Genomic DNA, 17,721 nt, shown 5'->3' on the forward strand with positions numbered 1-17,721 from the left:
GGATTAACAACTATCCAAAGAAACTATTCAATTATAAATCTCCTAAAGAGTTTTTACAGGCTGGCTAATTTGAACTTGAAATTTGGCGCCGTTTTGCAGCTATCTCTAATCTTTATTTTTTTCAAGAAAGACTTGATTTTTTTACTTTTTTTTGAAAAAATGTGAGTAATAGAAAGAAGGGTTCTTATGTCTAAATTAACACAAATTCGTTCTTATCTTCAGCAAGAAAAAGCTAACCTTGCGGTTTTTTCTGACCCTGTAACGGTCAACTATTTGACTGGTTTTTACTGTGACCCACATGAACGCCAAATGTTCCTCTTTGTTTACAGTGACCGTGACCCTGTGCTTTTTGTTCCAGCACTAGAAGTGGCACGCGCTAGCCAAGTCCTTGATTTCACTGTTTTTGGCTATGTGGATTCTGAAAACCCTTGGCAAAAAATCAAAGCAGATTTGCCATCAACTGACAGCAGCAAAATTTTTGCAGAATTTGACAACCTTAATCTAACCAAATTCCAAGGCTTGCAAACTGTTTTTGATGGGCATTTTGAAAACTTGACACCGTTTATTCAAAAAATGCGCCTCATCAAATCACAAGACGAAATCGACAAAATGTTGGTTGCTGGACAATTTGCGGATAAGGCTGTTCACGTAGGATTTGACAACATTTCACTCAACAATACCGAAACAGACATCATCGCGATGATTGAGTTTGAAATGAAAAAACAAGGCATCAACAAAATGAGTTTTGATACTATGGTTTTGACTGGTAATAACGCTGCCAACCCACACGGTATTCCAGGTACCAACAAAATCGAAAACAACGCTCTTTTGCTCTTTGACCTTGGTGTTGAAACGCTGGGTTACACTAGTGATATGACGCGTACTGTTGCGGTCGGCAAACCAGACCAATTCAAAAAAGACATTTACGAACTTTGCTTGGAAGCCCAATTAACCGCTCAAGACTTTATCAAACCAGGTGTAACCGCTGCTGAAGTCGATGCTGCGGCTCGCAATGTGATTGAAAAAGCAGGTTACGGTGAATACTTCAACCATCGTCTTGGACACGGAATCGGTATGGACGTGCACGAATTCCCATCAATCATGGCAGGAAACGACTTGGTTATCGAAGAAGGCATGTGCTTCTCTATTGAACCTGGTATCTACATTCCTGGTAAAGTTGGGGTTCGTATTGAAGATTGCGGTCATGTGACCAAATCAGGGTTTGAAGTCTTTACCCAAACACCAAAAGAATTACTTTACTTTGAAGGCTAAACACAAGAAAAAACGTTCAACATCTGAACGTTTTTTTGTTAATGCCCTGCATTTCCTAGCAAATTAACCATCAAGACTCCGACAATAATCAAGCCCAAACCAATAATGGTGTAAAGATTGAGCTTTTCATTGAAAACCAAGATGGAAATAACAGCCGTTACTAGCAAACCAACACCTGACCAAGTGGCATAGGTAATCCCCAGTGGAATTTTTTTCATGGCTAATGACAAGAAAAAGAAACACACTCCATAACTCAACAGGGCTGATACACCAGGTAAGGGTTTACTAAACCCTTCTGATACTTTTAACAATGTTGTCCCCAACAACTCACCTATTATCGCGATAAACAGGTAGATATACGACACAACTGATTGACCTCCTTATGTCTTGCTTTATCTATTGTATCTACGTTTTGCATCTCTTGTGGTAAAATAAAAGATAGATAACCCTATTTTATTTTAAATAGGTAAAAAAAACAAGTCTTAATTCTAATGATATGGTCATTTTAGTAACAATGATTAACTAGAAAGGAATGTGACAATGACATCTAAAGAAACCATCAAAGAAACCGTTCGTGCTGCATTTGATAACCGCGTGGCCGTTCGTGTCTATAATGACAAAGCCATTTCGCGTGAGGATATGGAATTTATTTTGGATAGTGCTTGGCTAAGCCCTTCTTCTATCGGATTAGAAGGTTGGCGTTTTGTCGTCTTGGACCGTCCACACATTGCCAAACTGCGTCAAGAACTCAATGCCGTCGCTTGGGGTGCCCAATACCAGCTGGACACTGCTAGTCATTTTGTCTTGCTCCTTGCAGAAAAAAATGCCCGCTACGATTCTGAATCGGTCAAAGAAAGCTTGATTCGTCGTGGGTTTATTGGTGAGGAAGAGCTCAATGCTCGCTTGGCGACTTATAAATCTTTCCAAAAAAACGACATGAAGATGGCTGATAATTCAAGAGCCTTGTTTGATTGGACAGCAAAGCAAACCTACATCGCTCTTGGCAATATGATGACCACAGCTAGCATGATTGGCATTGATTCTTGCCCGATTGAGGGCTTCAACTATGACAAGGTCAATACTATTTTGGCTCAGGAAGGCATCATTGACCCTGACAAAGAAGGCATTGCCAGCATGGTATCCTTTGGCTATCGCCTCCGTGACCCAAAACACCCACGCTCACGCAAACCACGCGAAGAAGTCATCACTTGGTGGGATTAAAAACCAAAAGGCTAGGACTTGTGTCCTAGCCTTTTTAACTGCTTAATAATAACCATAACGGATAGCCGATAGCTGCTGCAAAGCTTTAAATAAGTCGGATTGTTCTTTGGATAAAACAATGTGATTATCTGCCATGACCTTTACCAGTTCGATGTTCATTTGATTAAAGATAAAAGGCGTTGAGGTACCACTTGTTTTTAATTCCTGACGGTACTTGACCAAGAGTGCCTTCAAAGGCTCTTTTTTTCTATCATTTGCCATTGATGCGATTAATTCCTCAAAAATAGGCAAGGCTGCCTCTCTTCTCTCTTTACCACCTGAAAACCATTTTATTCCCATCATAATCACCCCTTCTATCACCTTTCGGTATCTTCTTAATGCTTACTAGTATAGCACACTTTTCAAAACAATGGACAGCTTAGTCACAAACGGTTATTTTTAAGTCCTAAACGGTTCTAAAAACAAAAAAAGCTCACCACGGAGCTTTTTTATGGTGATTAACGTGCATTGAAATTTTTCATTTGGCGTTTGATATCGCGGTCTTGTTCGCGGCGTTTGATGGATTCGCGCTTATCGTAATCGTGTTTTCCTTTTGCCACACCGAGCAAGACTTTAGCAAAGCCATTTTTCAAATAAACCTTGAGAGGAACGAGGGTCATCCCTGTTCCTTTTAATTCATTGGCTAATTTGTCAATTTCACGTTTTTTCAGCAATAATTTTCGAGTGCGGTCGGGGTCTTGATTCCAGATATTCCCTTGCTCAAAAGGAGAAATGTGGACATTAATGAGCCAAGCTTCTCCGTTTTTAATTTGAGCGTAGCCGTCCTTTAGTTGAATACGAGCAGCACGAACGCTTTTGATTTCAGTCCCTGTTAGGACTATTCCTGCTTCAATTGTATCAATAATGTTATAGTCATGACGAGCTTTTTTATTTTGGGCCACGACATTTCCTTCACCTTTTGGCATAGCGATACCTCTCTTGAACCTTTGTCGTCACGTTATAGCGACTTATTTCTTTTTACGTTTTTTTTTCTTGGCAACCTCTTTGTAAAAAGGTTTCTTACCTGATTTTTTAGATGCTTTTTTAGCTGGTTTAGAGCCTTTGCGTTTTTTAGATTTGTGGTCCTTTGCTTGGTCTGATTTTGGTCGGCGTTTGTCCTTGTTAGAGCGGTCCTTACGGGATTTTTTCACTTTTTCAATCACGTCATACTCGCTTGGTAGGTATTCAAAGTCAATGTCGCCTGTTTCCTTGTCGGCACGAACCAACTTAATCTTAATTGGTTGCCCCACACGAAAGACCTTGCCAGACTTCTCACCTTGCAGCGTCATGGTACGCTCATTGTAGTTGTAAAATTCTGGGAGAGTCGTGATGTGAATCAACCCTTCAATGGTATTTGGCAATTCAATAAACAGACCAAATTTGACAACGCTAGATACCACACCTTCAAACTCTTCGCCAACGTATTCTTCCATGTATTCTGCTTTTTTCATAGCTTCTACTACGCGTTCAGCGTCGATAGCCCGGCGTTCAAGGGTTGATGAGGAAGTGGCTAATTCAGGGATAACTTGTCTGAAATGCTCGATTTTCTCATCAGTGACCTGCGTGTATTCGCGAATCATGCGGTGAACCAGAAGGTCAGGATAACGGCGAATTGGGCTGGTAAAGTGGGTATAATACTCTGCTGCCAGACCATAATGCCCATGATTGTGTTCTGAATAGCGGGCTTGTTGCATCGAACGCAGCAACATCATGTTCAAAACGTCTGCACCTGGCTTATTTTCCACCTTAGCCATGAATTCTTGCAAGGCTTGTTGGGTGATTTTATTGGCCGTCCCATGAATGTGAATGCCAAAAATACTTGCATAATCAAGGAATTTTTGCAATTTCTCTGCTTTAGGCTCTTCGTGAATACGATAGATAAAAGGCAATTTGCGTTTTGAGAAATGTTCTGCTACGGTTTCATTGGCTGCCAACATGAAAGACTCAATCATGCGTTCAGCTACACCACGCTGACGCAAGACGATATCCACAGGCATCCCTTTATCATTGATGATAATTTTTGCCTCATTGGTATCAAAATTCAAAGCCCCACGACGCACACGCATTTTCTCCAAAATGGCGTGCAAATCAGCCATGTGGTGAATCGATTCAACAATCGGCTGGTATTTTTCTGCCAATTCGTCATCCCCAGCAAGGATAGCATTGACATCACTATAAGTCATGCGGAAAGTGGTGTTAATCACTGATTGGCAAATTTGGTGATTGACCACACGACCCTTGCGATCGATTTCCATCAGACAAGATTGCGTCAAACGGTCCACATTTGGATTGAGGGAACAAATTCCATTTGACAAACGCTCAGGCAGCATAGGTACCACACGGTCCGTTACATAAACAGAAGTTCCACGCGCCACTGCCTCACGGTTTAGGGCAGAGCCTTCTGTCACATAATAAGATACGTCCGCAATATGCACACCCAATTCAAAATGGCCATTATCAAGCAATTTAATATGTACGGCATCGTCCAAGTCCTTGGCATCCGCACCGTCAATGGTAAACGTCACTTCTTGACGCAAATCCACTCGCCCAATCAAATCTTTGTCTGTTGGTGCATCGGGCACAGCATTGGCTTCCGCAAGCACATCATCTGGAAAGTCAGACACGATGTCCATCGATTCCAAGACCTCCAAGACATCAATCCCCACATCGCCTTGATGTCCCACAATATCACGCACTTGACCGACAAAATAATCGTGGCCACGCGTTGGGTACTTGTCAATATCTACCTTGATAATCTCAGTTCCGTCCAAGACCACGGGCTCTTTTTTGATGTAAATTTTTTGTTGGATTTTTTGGTTTTTAGATTTGATGTAACCAGCATATTTTGGCTTTTCATCATCGAGGATAAATTTCCCCACAACAGTCTTCAGGCTGCGTTCCACAATGCCAACAATTTTAGCTTCAGCAGCTGTTCCTTTCAAACGGTTAGCAGGCTTTTTAATGACTGCCTCAACCGTATCCCCATCAATCGCATAGCCAACATCATTGCGACCGATAAACATATCGTCTTCATTCTCATCAACGATTAAAAAGCCAAAGCCAGCCTTATTTGCTCGAAAAATCCCTGTAACGGTAACTTCTTTTTTCTTTTCTTGTTTCTTACGCAAAGATAGCATACCAGCGTCATTAAAACGCAACTTTCCCTGACTTTCAAGGGTTGAAATTTCCTTAATCAGCTTAGGAAATTTCTTAGCTCCAGTCATCTCCAAAGCCTCGGCTAATTCATTCACCGTCACTTTTTCTCGTGTTTCTAAATACGTTATAATTTTGTCATTCATCATACTGCTTTTTTGGCTTTTTCCTCTAAAAAGCCTTTTATATCCTCACCTTTAATCTCTTGATTTGGAAAAGCAAGTACTGTGAACTCGCTTTTACCACTTTCATTCATAATAAAAAATGAGCTGACTGACCAGCTCATGAGTTCTTAGACACCATTCAAGATGAGCGGCTAAGACAAAGTCCGTCCCTAACCGCTATCTAGTTACTTGATAAGATTGCTAGTACTAAAGCAATGGCTAACCAAAAGAAAACCAAAATGGCTGTAAAACGTTGCATGAATGCTTCAAAGCCACGTGCCTTTGTACGCTCAAACAAAGCTTCAGAGCTATTACTATCAAAGACATTGCTACTTGGATTCTTTTGTGGTTGCATTAAAATCGAAATCACAATAATAACTGATAAAATCAGTAAAACGGTTAATAAAAAGTCGTACATTTATGCCATCAAGAATACCGAAGCATTCTTTTTTCCTTCCTACACTATGGTCAATACTACTTTAACATAAAACTTATCAAGATTCAATATGTAGGGTCACTTTTCGTTCTTTTGGACAATATTTGGGTACCTCAATCCGTTCTGGATGGGTGGTTTTGTTTTTACTGGTCAGATAATTTTTTTGACCACAACTGCTACACGTTAAATGAATCTTTACTCTCACACTATTTCCTTAACTGTTAAATATTTTCTAAAGGTAATCAAACTCCACACAAAGTTGGCTAGGACAATCAGACTGGTTACATAAAAGACTGAACGATAGCCAAGACCTGTGGCAACAGCTGAACCAATGAATGGCCCAATAACTTGTCCTAAGTAACTAAAGGTTTGATTGTAACTAAAGATTCGCGATATCCCTTCTCGTGGTGCAATCTTATTCAAAAGCGAATTGATACTTGGCATCAAAGCCCCTGTCCCAAAACCGTAGAAGAAACGCACAATTCCCAATTGGAGGGTATTTTGGGAGAGGGCTGATAAGATATACATGCAAAAACTATAAAAAAGAGCAATAAGCAACAAACGGTGGTTACCAATCTTATCCCCAAGTTTTCCAAGGCTTGAGCTAGAAAGCATACTTGAGAAACCTAACGCCGAAACGATCAATCCTGAAACAAACATCAGATTTTCTTTTTGCCCCAAATGACGAATGTACATGGTCAAAATTGGAGCAATGGATTGCGCAGAAATTTGAATGGTCATGCTGGTGATAAACAAGCCAATCAAGATTTGTTTGTCTTTAATTGCTTCAAACACTTCGCGGGTTGATAAATCTTTTTCCTTGGTAACAGGCTTGAAATCTTCCTTGATAAAGAAGAAAGTCAACAAGTTACAAAGTAACAAGATAAAGCCGACCAATAAAAAAACGTGGCGGATACCTAGCCACTGAGCTAATACCCCACCAATTAAAGGACCCACCAAGGTTCCACCAATAACCCCTGTTGCTAAGGTTCCTAGAGCATAACCCGAACGTTCTTTGGGAACTTGACTAGCAATCAGAGCGGTTGAATTGGGCACATAACCCGAAAGCAAACCATTTAACACGCGCAAAGCCAACAACCAATACACATTGTGAACAAAGGCTAACCCCCCCATAGTAAAGGTCATGGCCAAACTTGCCCGCACCATCATTGGCTTACGACCATAACGGTCCGCAAAACGCCCCCACACTGGTGAAATCAAGGCTGAACTTAGTGCCGACAGCGAAACCGCCAAACCAGCGTACCAGTCAATCATATCCTTAGGAGCGCCTAATTCCTCAATATACACAATCATGAATGGCATAACAAGTGAAAAACTTGCCCCAGTAAAGAAATTACCGAGCCAAGCTATACGGAGATTTTGTTGCCAATTAACTTCGCGACTAATAATAACCCCTTCTTTCTAAAAAAATCATTGATATTATAGCACACTTTTTTCTTAATGGAAAAGTGATTATACAAGAAATTGTTTTTACAGCGTAAAAAGCTAAGGTTGGGATAAGTCTGTCAATAGAGCTTCTACTTGCTTCTCTAGGGCAGCTTTATCGCCATTATTATCTAAGATATGGTCCGCATAAGCCAGTTTCTCTTTGGTCGGCATTTGGCTAGCCATACGCTTTTTGGCCTCAGCTAACGTGAGATGATTACGCGCCATCAAGCGATTTAACTGCGTTTCATCGTCCACAACCACCAACCAAATGGCATCGAACCAACCCACATAATCCAACTCAATCAACAAGGGAATGTCCATGAAAAAGAGGCTTTCCGTTTTGGCAAGTTCCTGACGACGTTGGGCGAGTTCCTGACGAATAATATCGTTTTGCAAAGCAGATGACTTGGCCATCATCTCTTGATTTCCAAAAATTGCTTGCCCTAAGGCTTGACGGTCAAGTTCACCATTGTCCTGTAAAATGGCATCACCTAGCCAATCAAACAAAGCTTGATACAGCCTGCCACCTTTTTTTTGCAAGTCATGCACCACTTGGTCAGCGTCAATCACCTGATAACCGTGTTTGCGAAGCTGGGCTACCACCGTTGATTTGCCAGAAGCAATACCGCCTGTAATACCAACTATCTTCGTCATCGTTTTTGGCACCTCGGACAAATATGCGTGCCACGCCCGCCCACCTTGATTTTTTCAATAGGCGTTCCACAACGTGGGCAAGGCTGACCTGTTTTGCCATAAACCTGCAAAAAATCCTGCATGCGGCCATTTTCACCAAAGGCATTCTGATACGTTCGAACCGTTGTTCCACCTTTTTCAATGGCCAACTGCAAAATACGAATAATCTCGTCATGAAGCAAGGTGATTTCAGGACTTGTCAAAGTCGAACTCACACGTTCTGGATGAATTTTTGCTGCCCAAAGCACCTCATCGACGTAGATATTACCCAAGCCAACCACCAACGTTTGGTCCAAAAGATGCGGTTTTATCAGTTTTTTTGATTGTCCCAGTTGCTTTTCAAAAGTTGCTAAATCAAAAGCCGCTTTGGTTGGCTCTGGTCCAAGCTTCCTCTTTTGGAAATAAGGCTCAACTTGCTCAGGCAACAACAATTCCATTGTGCCAAACTTGCGGACATCTTGGTAAACCAAGGTTGAGCCATCATCTAACGTGAAAAAGACGTGAAAATGCTTGTTTTCAGGAACTTCTTGTGGAAAAAGCAGGTATTTTCCTTCCATACGCAGATGGGACACAATCACTTGCCTATCTAATTGCAGCAACAAATATTTACCACGGCGGCCAATGGCCTGAAACGTTTGCCCAATTAGGTCTATTTCAAAGGCTTCGACACCTGTCTTTATCAGTTTAGGCACACGCACGTCAATGGCTTCAATTTTACGCCCCAAAATCAACTTTTCCAAACCGCGTCTAACGGTTTCAACTTCAGGTAATTCAGGCATAACAACACTAGCAAGCAGCCTAAACCTTTAGACTGCTTGATTTTCCTTTCTGTAAGATCTCAGAGTTTAGCAAAAGCTATCTCTTTTAGTATTCTTTTTCGTTATAGCCAAAGTCCGCCAAATCTAGTTTTTTATCACGCCAATTTTTCTTGACTTTAACCCATGTTTCAAGATAAACCTTATCACCGAGCATGATTTCAATATCACGGCGAGCTAAAGTACCAATTTTTTTCAACATGGCACCATGTTTCCCGATAATAATGCCTTTTTGGCTGTTTCGTTCCACCATGATAGTTGCTTGAATGTGAATTTTATCCGTTTCAGGGTCGCGTTTCATCGAATCCACCACAACAGCAACTGAGTGTGGCACTTCTTGTTCAGTGAGGGTCAAGATTTTTTCACGAATCATTTCAGATACCAAGAAACGTTCAGGGTGGTCAGTTATTTGGTCTTCTGGGAAATATTGGAAACCTTCTTCCAAATTCTCAGTCAAGATAGTCAACAATCTATCCACATTGTTACCTTGAAGGGCTGAAATTGGGATAATTTCTTTGAAATCCATTTGGTCACGGAAATCATCGATTTGCTCCAACAATTGGTCAGGATGAACCTTGTCAATTTTGTTGATAACCAAGATAACAGGCACCTTAGCTTCTTTCAAACGCTCGATAATCATGTCATCGCCCTTACCACGTTTTTCATCGGCAGGCACCATAAAGAGTACCGTATCCACTTCGCGCAAGGTACTATAAGCTGATTCCACCATAAAATCGCCTAGAGCCGTCTTAGGTTTGTGAATACCTGGTGTGTCGATAAAGACGATTTGCTCTGTTTCTGTCGTGTAAATCCCCATGATTTTATTACGCGTTGTTTGAGCTTTATTACTCATAATCGCAATTTTTTGACCCATTACACGATTTAAAAAGGTTGATTTTCCAACATTTGGACGACCTAAAATAGCAACAAAACCTGATTTAAACATAAGATAATAAGGACGCATCTCACAACGTCCTACTCCTTTCCATCATCTACCATAAGCTCTTATCACTAAGGATAAGTTCAAAGAATTTTAGCAGTTTTGGGACAAAGATAATCAAGCCCGTAATCACTGCATATCCTGACATCAATAAAACAGCACCAGCAGCCATGTCCTTAGCATTTTTCGCTAACATGGAAAAATGGTAGTTGCTGGCTAAATCCACAACATTTTCAATAGCCGAATTAACGACTTCAAGCGTAATCACTAAAAATATGACCAACAGCAAAAAGAGCCACTCGACAGCTGAAATACGAAAAATCGCACCTGCCATGCAGGCTAAAATCGCTGAAAACATGTGTTTGCGCATATTGCGCTCTTCTTTTAACGCGGTAATAATCCCAGTAATCGCAAATTCTAAACTTGATACTAGGGTACGGTTCTTCCACTTCTTTGGGGAATGCTTATCTCTTGAGTCCATAGGCGGTTAAAATTTCTTCCTGTAACGTAAACATTTCTTTTTCTTCTTCTGGTGTGTAATGATCGTAACCATTGATGTGTAAGAAACCATGAACCGCAAGAAATCCCATTTCACGTTCAAAAGAGTGACCATATTCTTCGGCTTGCTCACGCGCCTTATCCACTGAAATGAACAACTCTCCAATATAAGCATCAAATTCGTCGAGCATTTCGACCAATTCAGGATTGTCTTTCAAATCTTCTTCTGAAAATGACAGACCTGAGTCTGGCTTGTACTCCAAGCTAATCACGTCCGTTGGACGATCTGTATGACGATACTTCAAGTTCAATTCGTGACTGCGTTCATTTGTCACAAAAGTCACAGACATTTCCTTGTTTTCTTTACCTGTCTTTTCAGCAGCAAACTCCAATAAATCAAGCGTTTGTTTCTTGATGGCTTCTGAAACTTGACCAGTTTCATCTATCATTTCAACGTACATAATATTCTTCTTTCAACTGTATTCTTGTCAATGATATTATACCACAATAAGTGTTGGAGTGCTATTTTATGTCCCAATTCCCCATTTTAAAAGACTTCTTGGAAAACAAGAAGTCTTTGGTTAAGCAATTAGTTATCTGTCGTATCTACCTCTTTGGGCAATTCGCCGATGGTTTCATAATTGGCAAAGTTCGATTCATTTTGAGCGTGTCTCTGCTCAGGCGAAACTTGAGGTGCTTGCTCAGACTCGTAAGCGTTGATAATTTCAGCCACGACAGGATGACGCACCACGTCATTTGCTGAGAAATGCACAAAGTCAATTTGCTTGATGTGTTTGAGCTTTTCAGTCGCGTCAATCAAACCTGATTTGACTGTTTTAGGCAAATCAATCTGGCTAGTATCTCCATTGATAATCATCTTAGAGTGGAAACCTAGACGAGTCAAGAACATCTTCATTTGCATGATGGTCGTGTTTTGGGCCTCATCTAAAATGACAAAAGCGTCATCAAGCGTCCGACCACGCATATACGCCAACGGAGCAATTTCAATAATGTCGCGCTCCATGAGACGAGTGGTTTGCTCCTTGCCTAAGATTTGATAAAGGGCATCGTAAACAGGACGAAGGTAAGGGTCCACTTTTTCCTTCAAATCACCAGGCAAAAAACCTAGATTTTCACCAGCTTCAACGGCTGGACGCGTCAAAATAATGCGTTTAACCTGACCACGTTTAAGAGCCGTCACTGCCAAGGTCACCGCCAAAAAGGTCTTACCAGTCCCCGCAGGTCCAATCCCAAACACAACATCATGTGATTTGACACTATCGACATAAACCTTTTGCCCCAAAGTCTTAACACGGATAGGCTTGCCTGAATTGTCCTTGATAATTTCTTCTTCGTATAGGGCAACAAATTTATCTACCGAACCATCTTGTGCCATGCTCAAAGCCGTCACCACATCTGAAGTGTTGATGAGCATGCCACGTCTCACCAAAATCAACAAAGCTTGAATGGTCAGACGGGCTAATTCGACACTATCTTCATCACCCCCTAAAATCTGCACCCGCTCAGTTCGTGCGTGGATAATGACGCCCAAGTTATCTTCAATCAATTTTAAATGACGCTCATTTGAGCCAAACAAAGCCAACACATCATCTGGATGGCTTAACGTAATCTCAGTCGAATACTCTTGCAAATAGAGTCCCTCTTTCTTTTGTATCTGATAAACCTATTATAGCTCATTTACCACAAAAAATCACGACTTGCGTGATTTCTTGCTTATCTTTATTGAAAATGGCGGTGCTAAATGAACAATAAGAAAATTCCTAATACAATATATATCTCATTGATACTAAGCCACTAAAAAATGATACTATCTCACTAAATAATAAGTAATCGGTTGGATAAATGAGAAGTAAATTATAATATAAGGCTAAGATAAACAATTCCAACTTATTGATGCACTTATTTCTATCTGATAACTGAAAGGAAACATCATGAAAAAAACGATAATGGGTCTGATCGCGTTTAGCGCTGTGCTAACTTTAACAGCATGTAGTCATAAAAGTACTGAAAGTGCTGATACCTTTAATCAATCAACTACACAAACTATTGAAACTGGAAATATCAAAGGGAAAAAAGATACGGAAAATAATGCTTTAGAATGGCTAGGCGTTCCTTATGCACAAGCTGAACGTTGGCAAGCTCCAAAAGAAGTAGATAAATGGGACGATACTTTTGATGCAACAGAATACGGAGAAAAAGATATTCAATTTTCTAATAACGAAGTCGTCGGCTCTGAAAATGAATTAAATTTAGATATTGTACGTCCTGATACAGATGAAACAGATTTACCAGTTTTAGTCTTTTTACATGGTGGTAACAACCAAACTGGTCATGCTCAGGAAATCAAAGGAAATACTCTCGCAAATGATTTAAACGCAGTCTATGTGTCTGTTAATTACCGATTAGGAGCATTAGGTTTCAATCCTCTGGATGCTTTAAAAACTGGATCAGATGAAGAAAATTCTGGTAATTTTGCGTTACTGGATATCGCTCAAGCACTAGACTGGGTAGAAAAGAATATTGAAACCTTCGGTGGTAACAAAGAGAATGTGACCTTAGCTGGATTTTCAGCAGGAGGTCGAGATGTTATGGCCACTTTAATTTCACCTACTTTCAAAGGAAAATATGACAAGGCTATCTCCTTTAGCGGTGGAATGACACTTTCAGATGAAGAGGAAAGTCAAGAGATTTTCGCAACAGCTATTGCACCTTTAGTTGTTGAAGATGGCCTACAACCAACTGAAGAAGATGCTAAAAACTGGCTCCTCGAAGATAATAATGAAGTTGCTGATTATCTCAAAAATCTTTCTGCTGATCGTTTAGCTCCACTTATGGGAAATGCAGGTATTCGCATGTCTGTTTTCCCACATCTTTATAAAGATGGAACTGTTATTCCAGAAGAAGGCTTTGAGACTGAAACATTCAACGATGTGCCGCTTATGCTTGTCACTGGAACTAATGAATTTTCACTCTTTATTGCATCAGATGAGCGCTTCGCAGAGGATTTTAATAGTGGGGACTTATTCCAAGATGAACAAAAACAAGCAGAATTTGACTATTCAAGAAATTACGGTGGTCAACTTTACAGACTTTCAAATGGGGTTGACAGTGCACGAAAATTAGCAGGAAAACATAATTCAGATATCTATATTTCAGAAATTTTCTATGGCGATGATTCAAATGTAACACCTCAATTAGCATCAACTCTAGGAGCTTTTCACGGTATCTTTAAAGCAATGCTTCAAACTCCGTCAAACTATGCTGCATTTATTGGAGAAGAATTTGATAACGATGGTGCTAAGGACATGTCAAGTGACTTTAAGGCTTACCTGAAAAACTTCTTAGCCTCAGGTAATCCAAACGATAAAAATTTGGTTAATTGGCCAAAATGGTCAGAGCAAAGCGAAGTCCTATCAATTTCTGCTACTAAAAATGCTAAAGACATTAAAGCAGCGACTGATAGTGAGACTGCCAGTGATATTTTAGAAAAAATGCAAGCGGACACTACCTTATCTGAAGGGGTAAAAAATGAATTGAATACAACTGTATTAAGTGGTCGCTGGTTCTCCGCTCCTCTTGATGAAATCTATTCTAGTCAAGAAGAGCAAGTTGTTAAAAATTAACTCATAATTAAAAGCAATAGCCTTAGTGCTATTGCTTTTATATTAACAATAATACCAATAATTCATTTATTAGAAAAAGTGCTAAAAAAGAGAGGTTATAACCTCTCAATGTGCTAAATAATCTTCCCAAATCTGGTCAAATTCACTAAGATTGAAGGTGAAGTCCGCCTCATTTTCCAAATAAGTGCTGATAACTTCAAAATCATCGCTATGCTTTGGGAAAGTTGAATCTTCAAATACCAAGTCCGCTAAAATAGCGACAGGTTCGTGACTTTTGGGGTTACGCTGGGTCATTAACCAGGTATAAAATGATTTTCTCATTGCCAATACTCCTTTAAAAACTGATGTCGGATGGCGCTACTTTGGGCATAGCGTTCAGGGTTCTTTTTGTAGAAACCTTGGTGATAGTCCTCAGCCCACGTAAAATGCTTGTGCAGGTTCAATCGTCGTCACGATAGGTGAATGAAAACGTCCTGACTCTTGTAGGGCTTGTTTGGATTGCTCTGCGATGCGACGTTGCTTGTCGTTTTCATAAAAAATCACAGGACGGTAATTATCACCGCGGTCCTCAAATTGCCCAAACGCATCCGTCGGATCTATCTGTGCCCAGTAAATCTCCATCAAATCCGCATAAGAAATAATGTGCTCATCAAAAATAATCTCAACTGCTTCGGTATGCCCTGTCTGGTGGGCTTTGACTTGCTCATAAGTTGGATGAGGCACATGACCTCCAGTGTAGCCCGAACGCACAGATAAAATACCATCTAATTCCTCAAAAGGCTGCACCATGCACCAAAAACACCCACCTGCAAAAATCGCTCGTTCCATTCTAGCACCTCCAAAAATAATGTTTCTATTATAACATAAGACTTTCAAAAAAAGAGCGTGTTAGACCATTTCTAACACAACTCTTTTTGATAAAGCCTTTAATCGATTAATTCTGTTCCAAGGGCATCTTGTTTGACTTTCTTAGCTTTCATCAAACCACCCAAAGCTTTTTTAAATTGTCCTTTTGAAATACCAAAAGTAGCCTTGATATCCTCTGGTGATGACTTGTCATTCAAGGTCATAAAGCCACCATTTGACTGCAAATAAGTCAAAATCATCTGCGAATCATTTTCCAACATTTCAAAAGAACGCGGTTTTAACGAAAGGTTTAGCGTGCGGTCAACAGCACGATAACCAATGACGCGAGCCGTTACTTCTTCCCCAAGACGTGGTTCCGCATAGCGCTCACTTGGATGGATAAAACCAAGCATATTATTATCTGGCAGGTAAACAAACGTTCCTGACAATTTCAAACGGTAAACAATTGCGCGTAACTTCTCATTTTGCATATTGTCATAAGCTGATCCTGAGAGTTTTTGGAAAACTTCAGGTTCTGCTGGAATGGCCCAAATGCGGTCTTTTTTATCCACATCCAAACGAACATAAAGCTTGTCACCCTTCTTAGGCCAAAGTTCTTTTAAATCAGGCAAAACGTCTAGCGAAACGACAAATTGTTTGTCTGGCAGACCTGTGTCTAGGAAAACACCGAGGTCGCGACGCACTTCTGTCACAACGCCCCAACCATAGCTAGTGCGTGTTGCTGCCACATCTGCAGTTGTCAGACGTGCTTTTTGGTGCAAATCCGTGTAAGCAAAGCCCTTGACCATATCTCCGATAGCGTGTGAACCCTCGCTCTTATCCAAAGTGAAAGTCACTCCACCTTTTTGAACAAAATAGGCTTTTGCATTTTCATCAATTACCAAACCAGTGATAACCGTAGCAAGTAGTTTATTCATGTTTTTTTCCTTTATCATAGAAAAGAGAGTGGAATCTCCACCCCCTTACCTTTGTCTTATAGAGATGACATTAGACTTCTAGCAATTCTTTTTCTTTGTTAGCAGTCATGCTGTCAATGTGTTTCACAGCTTCGTCAGTAACTTTTTGAATATCTTTTTCAAGCACTTTCAATTCGTCTTCTGTGATTTCTTTGGCTTTTTCTTGTTTTTTAGCTTCGTCCATCGCATCACGGCGGATGTTACGGATAGCAATTTTGGCACTTTCACCAACTTTTTTCACTTCTTTAGCCAAATCTTTACGTGTTTCTTCTGTCAATGCTGGAATAACAAGACGGATCACTGAACCATCATTGGCAGGGTTAATACCAAGGTCAGAAGCGTTGATCGCATGCTCAATGTCTTTCAAAACAGATTTGTCAAATGGAGAAATCAAGAGAACACGCGCTTCTGGAACGGTAATAGAAGCCAATTGGTTCAAAGGTGTTGGTGCGCCGTAGTATTCCACTTGAATACGGTCTAAGAGTGACGCGTTAGCACGTCCAGCACGAATAGAAGCAAATTCACGCGCCAAAGCACTGTGTGATTGTTCAAAGCGTTCTTTCGCTTTTTCAATAATAGCATTAGCCATAAGTCAGTATTATCCTCGTTTCTTGTTTTTTTAAATAGTAGAGCCAACTCTTAATGGTTGTGGTGGTCTGCTTTGTTAGAAACCGTTGTCCCGATAGCTTCACCAAAGACCACACGTTTGATGTTACCAGGTTCGTTCATGTTAAAGACAACTAAGTCAATATCGTTGTCCATTGAAAGGGTAGAGGCAGTAGCATCCATGATTTTAAGACCACGTTTAATCACTTCAACGTGTGTTAATTCGTCGAATTTAACTGCATTGGCATCTTTCTTAGGATCTGCGTTGTAAACCCCATCAACACCATTTTTCGCCATCAAAATAGCTTCTGCTTCGATTTCAGCAGCACGAAGGGCAGCTGTTGTATCTGTTGAGAAATAAGGTGAACCGATACCCGAACCAAAGATAACGATACGACCTTTTTCAAGATGACGAAGGGCACGTCCACGAATATAAGGTTCCGCAACATTTTGCATTGGGATAGCTGTTTGAACACGAGTGTCCACACCATATTGTTGCAAGCTATCAGCCATAACAAGGGCATTCATGACTGTTCCTAACATTCCAGTGTAGTCTGCCTGTACGCGATCCATACCAGCTGCCGCAGCTGGTTCACCACGCCAAAGGTTTCCACCACCGATAACCAAGGCAATTTCAACACCTGAATCATGAACTTCAGCAATTTCTTTTGCGATAGCTTGAACAGTGGCAAGGTCAATACCCACACCCTTATCACCAGCCAAAGCTTCTCCAGACAACTTAATTAAAATACGTTTATACTTAGGTTCCACTACACGTTACTCCTTCTTTTATCCCTACTATTTTATCATAAATTGCTTATTTTACCTAGCAAAATATCTCATTTTTAACGATTCAATACTCGCCAGTCCCTAAGGTACAGCGTTAAAAAATTTTGGCTCTATAATTTCTGTAGTGGGTAAATCCACCATGGAAATTATGGAGCCTTTTTGAGTATATACAAAAAGTC

Annotated in this window: 21 protein-coding genes and 1 pseudogene; 3 read left to right on the top strand and 19 right to left on the bottom strand. The window is 40.5% G+C overall.

Going from position 1 to position 17,721, the window contains the following annotated elements; translation table 11 throughout:
• Nucleotides 1-186 precede the first annotated feature (186 nt).
• Complete coding sequence (locus ACFORE_RS04470) at nucleotides 187-1,272, top strand: M24 family metallopeptidase (protein ID WP_154455475.1); 1,086 nt, start codon at nucleotides 187-189, stop codon at nucleotides 1,270-1,272.
• 38 nt (nucleotides 1,273-1,310) lie between these two features.
• Here the strand turns inward: ACFORE_RS04470 and ACFORE_RS04475 are convergent, their stop codons facing one another.
• A complete protein-coding gene (locus ACFORE_RS04475) occupies nucleotides 1,311-1,637 on the bottom strand; it encodes a DMT family transporter (protein WP_167829331.1) in 327 nt (108 codons plus the stop codon).
• Between the two features lie 175 nt (nucleotides 1,638-1,812).
• Here ACFORE_RS04475 and ACFORE_RS04480 point away from each other — a divergent pair, with 175 nt between their 5' ends.
• Nucleotides 1,813-2,493: an NAD(P)H-dependent oxidoreductase gene (locus tag ACFORE_RS04480; protein ID WP_154455476.1), complete on the top strand. Its 681-nt coding sequence runs from the start codon at nucleotides 1,813-1,815 to the stop codon at nucleotides 2,491-2,493.
• Nucleotides 2,494-2,535: 42 nt separating this feature from the next.
• Here ACFORE_RS04480 and ACFORE_RS04485 read toward each other — a convergent pair whose 3' ends face one another.
• From ACFORE_RS04485 to ACFORE_RS04545, 13 genes are all read right to left on the bottom strand, one after another.
• Nucleotides 2,536-2,835, bottom strand: coding sequence for a bacteriocin immunity protein (locus ACFORE_RS04485; protein ID WP_154455477.1), 300 nt, complete (start codon nucleotides 2,833-2,835; stop codon nucleotides 2,536-2,538).
• Between the two features lie 155 nt (nucleotides 2,836-2,990).
• Nucleotides 2,991-3,458: an SsrA-binding protein SmpB gene (gene smpB, locus ACFORE_RS04490; RefSeq protein WP_154455425.1), complete on the bottom strand. Its 468-nt coding sequence runs from the start codon at nucleotides 3,456-3,458 to the stop codon at nucleotides 2,991-2,993.
• A gap of 42 nt (nucleotides 3,459-3,500) precedes the next feature.
• Nucleotides 3,501-5,831, bottom strand: a complete 2,331-nt coding sequence (rnr, locus tag ACFORE_RS04495) for a ribonuclease R (protein WP_293956856.1) — start codon at nucleotides 5,829-5,831, stop codon at nucleotides 3,501-3,503.
• Nucleotides 5,831-5,971 carry a hypothetical protein gene (locus ACFORE_RS04500; RefSeq protein WP_154455426.1) on the bottom strand — a complete coding sequence of 47 codons (141 nt, stop codon included), beginning with the start codon at nucleotides 5,969-5,971 and terminating at the stop codon, nucleotides 5,831-5,833. Before ACFORE_RS04500 ends, rnr begins: the two co-directional genes overlap by 1 nt.
• 59 nt (nucleotides 5,972-6,030) lie before the next feature.
• Nucleotides 6,031-6,267 (bottom strand): preprotein translocase subunit SecG, encoded by a 237-nt coding sequence (secG, locus tag ACFORE_RS04505; protein ID WP_154455427.1) that lies wholly within the window; start codon nucleotides 6,265-6,267, stop codon nucleotides 6,031-6,033.
• A gap of 76 nt (nucleotides 6,268-6,343) precedes the next feature.
• Nucleotides 6,344-6,490 carry a 50S ribosomal protein L33 gene (gene rpmG, locus ACFORE_RS04510; RefSeq protein WP_167829324.1) on the bottom strand — a complete coding sequence of 49 codons (147 nt, stop codon included), beginning with the start codon at nucleotides 6,488-6,490 and terminating at the stop codon, nucleotides 6,344-6,346.
• Nucleotides 6,487-7,695 (bottom strand): multidrug efflux MFS transporter, encoded by a 1,209-nt coding sequence (locus tag ACFORE_RS04515; protein WP_478219193.1) that lies wholly within the window; start codon nucleotides 7,693-7,695, stop codon nucleotides 6,487-6,489. Before ACFORE_RS04515 ends, rpmG begins: the two co-directional genes overlap by 4 nt.
• Nucleotides 7,696-7,791: 96 nt before the next feature.
• Nucleotides 7,792-8,400: a dephospho-CoA kinase gene (gene coaE, locus ACFORE_RS04520; protein WP_167829325.1), complete on the bottom strand. Its 609-nt coding sequence runs from the start codon at nucleotides 8,398-8,400 to the stop codon at nucleotides 7,792-7,794.
• Nucleotides 8,385-9,206, bottom strand: coding sequence for a DNA-formamidopyrimidine glycosylase (mutM, locus tag ACFORE_RS04525; RefSeq protein ID WP_154455430.1), 822 nt, complete (start codon nucleotides 9,204-9,206; stop codon nucleotides 8,385-8,387). The genes coaE and mutM overlap by 16 nt, the downstream gene beginning before the upstream one ends.
• 85 nt (nucleotides 9,207-9,291) lie before the next feature.
• On the bottom strand, nucleotides 9,292-10,188 hold the full coding sequence (gene era, locus ACFORE_RS04530) for a GTPase Era (protein WP_154455440.1): 897 nt from the start codon (nucleotides 10,186-10,188) through the stop codon (nucleotides 9,292-9,294).
• A 46-nt stretch (nucleotides 10,189-10,234) separates the two neighbouring features.
• Nucleotides 10,235-10,663 (bottom strand): diacylglycerol kinase family protein, encoded by a 429-nt coding sequence (locus ACFORE_RS04535; RefSeq protein ID WP_154455431.1) that lies wholly within the window; start codon nucleotides 10,661-10,663, stop codon nucleotides 10,235-10,237.
• Nucleotides 10,647-11,141, bottom strand: coding sequence for an rRNA maturation RNase YbeY (ybeY, locus tag ACFORE_RS04540; protein ID WP_168260478.1), 495 nt, complete (start codon nucleotides 11,139-11,141; stop codon nucleotides 10,647-10,649). The genes ACFORE_RS04535 and ybeY overlap by 17 nt, the downstream gene beginning before the upstream one ends.
• Before the next feature lie 128 nt (nucleotides 11,142-11,269).
• The gene (locus ACFORE_RS04545) at nucleotides 11,270-12,331 is read right to left on the bottom strand and encodes a PhoH family protein (RefSeq protein WP_264879737.1); all 1,062 of its coding nucleotides are present in this window, start codon (nucleotides 12,329-12,331) and stop codon (nucleotides 11,270-11,272) included.
• Nucleotides 12,332-12,632: 301 nt separating this feature from the next.
• Here ACFORE_RS04545 and ACFORE_RS04550 point away from each other — a divergent pair, with 301 nt between their 5' ends.
• Nucleotides 12,633-14,324: a carboxylesterase family protein gene (locus tag ACFORE_RS04550; RefSeq protein WP_294009887.1), complete on the top strand. Its 1,692-nt coding sequence runs from the start codon at nucleotides 12,633-12,635 to the stop codon at nucleotides 14,322-14,324.
• Nucleotides 14,325-14,429: 105 nt separating this feature from the next.
• Here the strand turns inward: ACFORE_RS04550 and ACFORE_RS04555 are convergent, their stop codons facing one another.
• The 5 genes and pseudogenes from ACFORE_RS04555 to pyrH all read right to left on the bottom strand — a co-directional run bounded on the left by ACFORE_RS04555 (nucleotide 14,430) and on the right by pyrH (nucleotide 17,524).
• Nucleotides 14,430-14,645, bottom strand: coding sequence for a YozE family protein (locus ACFORE_RS04555; RefSeq protein ID WP_294009884.1), 216 nt, complete (start codon nucleotides 14,643-14,645; stop codon nucleotides 14,430-14,432).
• A pseudogene (gene msrA, locus ACFORE_RS04560) lies at nucleotides 14,642-15,152 on the bottom strand (peptide-methionine (S)-S-oxide reductase MsrA). Before msrA ends, ACFORE_RS04555 begins: the two are co-directional and overlap by 4 nt.
• A 98-nt stretch (nucleotides 15,153-15,250) precedes the next feature.
• Complete coding sequence (locus ACFORE_RS04565) at nucleotides 15,251-16,108, bottom strand: CvfB family protein (RefSeq protein ID WP_154455437.1); 858 nt, start codon at nucleotides 16,106-16,108, stop codon at nucleotides 15,251-15,253.
• 70 nt (nucleotides 16,109-16,178) lie between these two features.
• Nucleotides 16,179-16,736 (bottom strand): ribosome recycling factor, encoded by a 558-nt coding sequence (gene frr, locus ACFORE_RS04570; protein ID WP_154455438.1) that lies wholly within the window; start codon nucleotides 16,734-16,736, stop codon nucleotides 16,179-16,181.
• Nucleotides 16,737-16,786: 50 nt separating this feature from the next.
• The gene (pyrH, locus tag ACFORE_RS04575; RefSeq protein ID WP_167829326.1) at nucleotides 16,787-17,524 is read right to left on the bottom strand and encodes a UMP kinase; all 738 of its coding nucleotides are present in this window, start codon (nucleotides 17,522-17,524) and stop codon (nucleotides 16,787-16,789) included.
• Between the last annotated feature and the right edge of the window lie 197 nt (nucleotides 17,525-17,721).

This window comes from Streptococcus alactolyticus, from assembly GCF_042649785.1.
GTDB lineage: Bacteria > Bacillota > Bacilli > Lactobacillales > Streptococcaceae > Streptococcus > Streptococcus alactolyticus.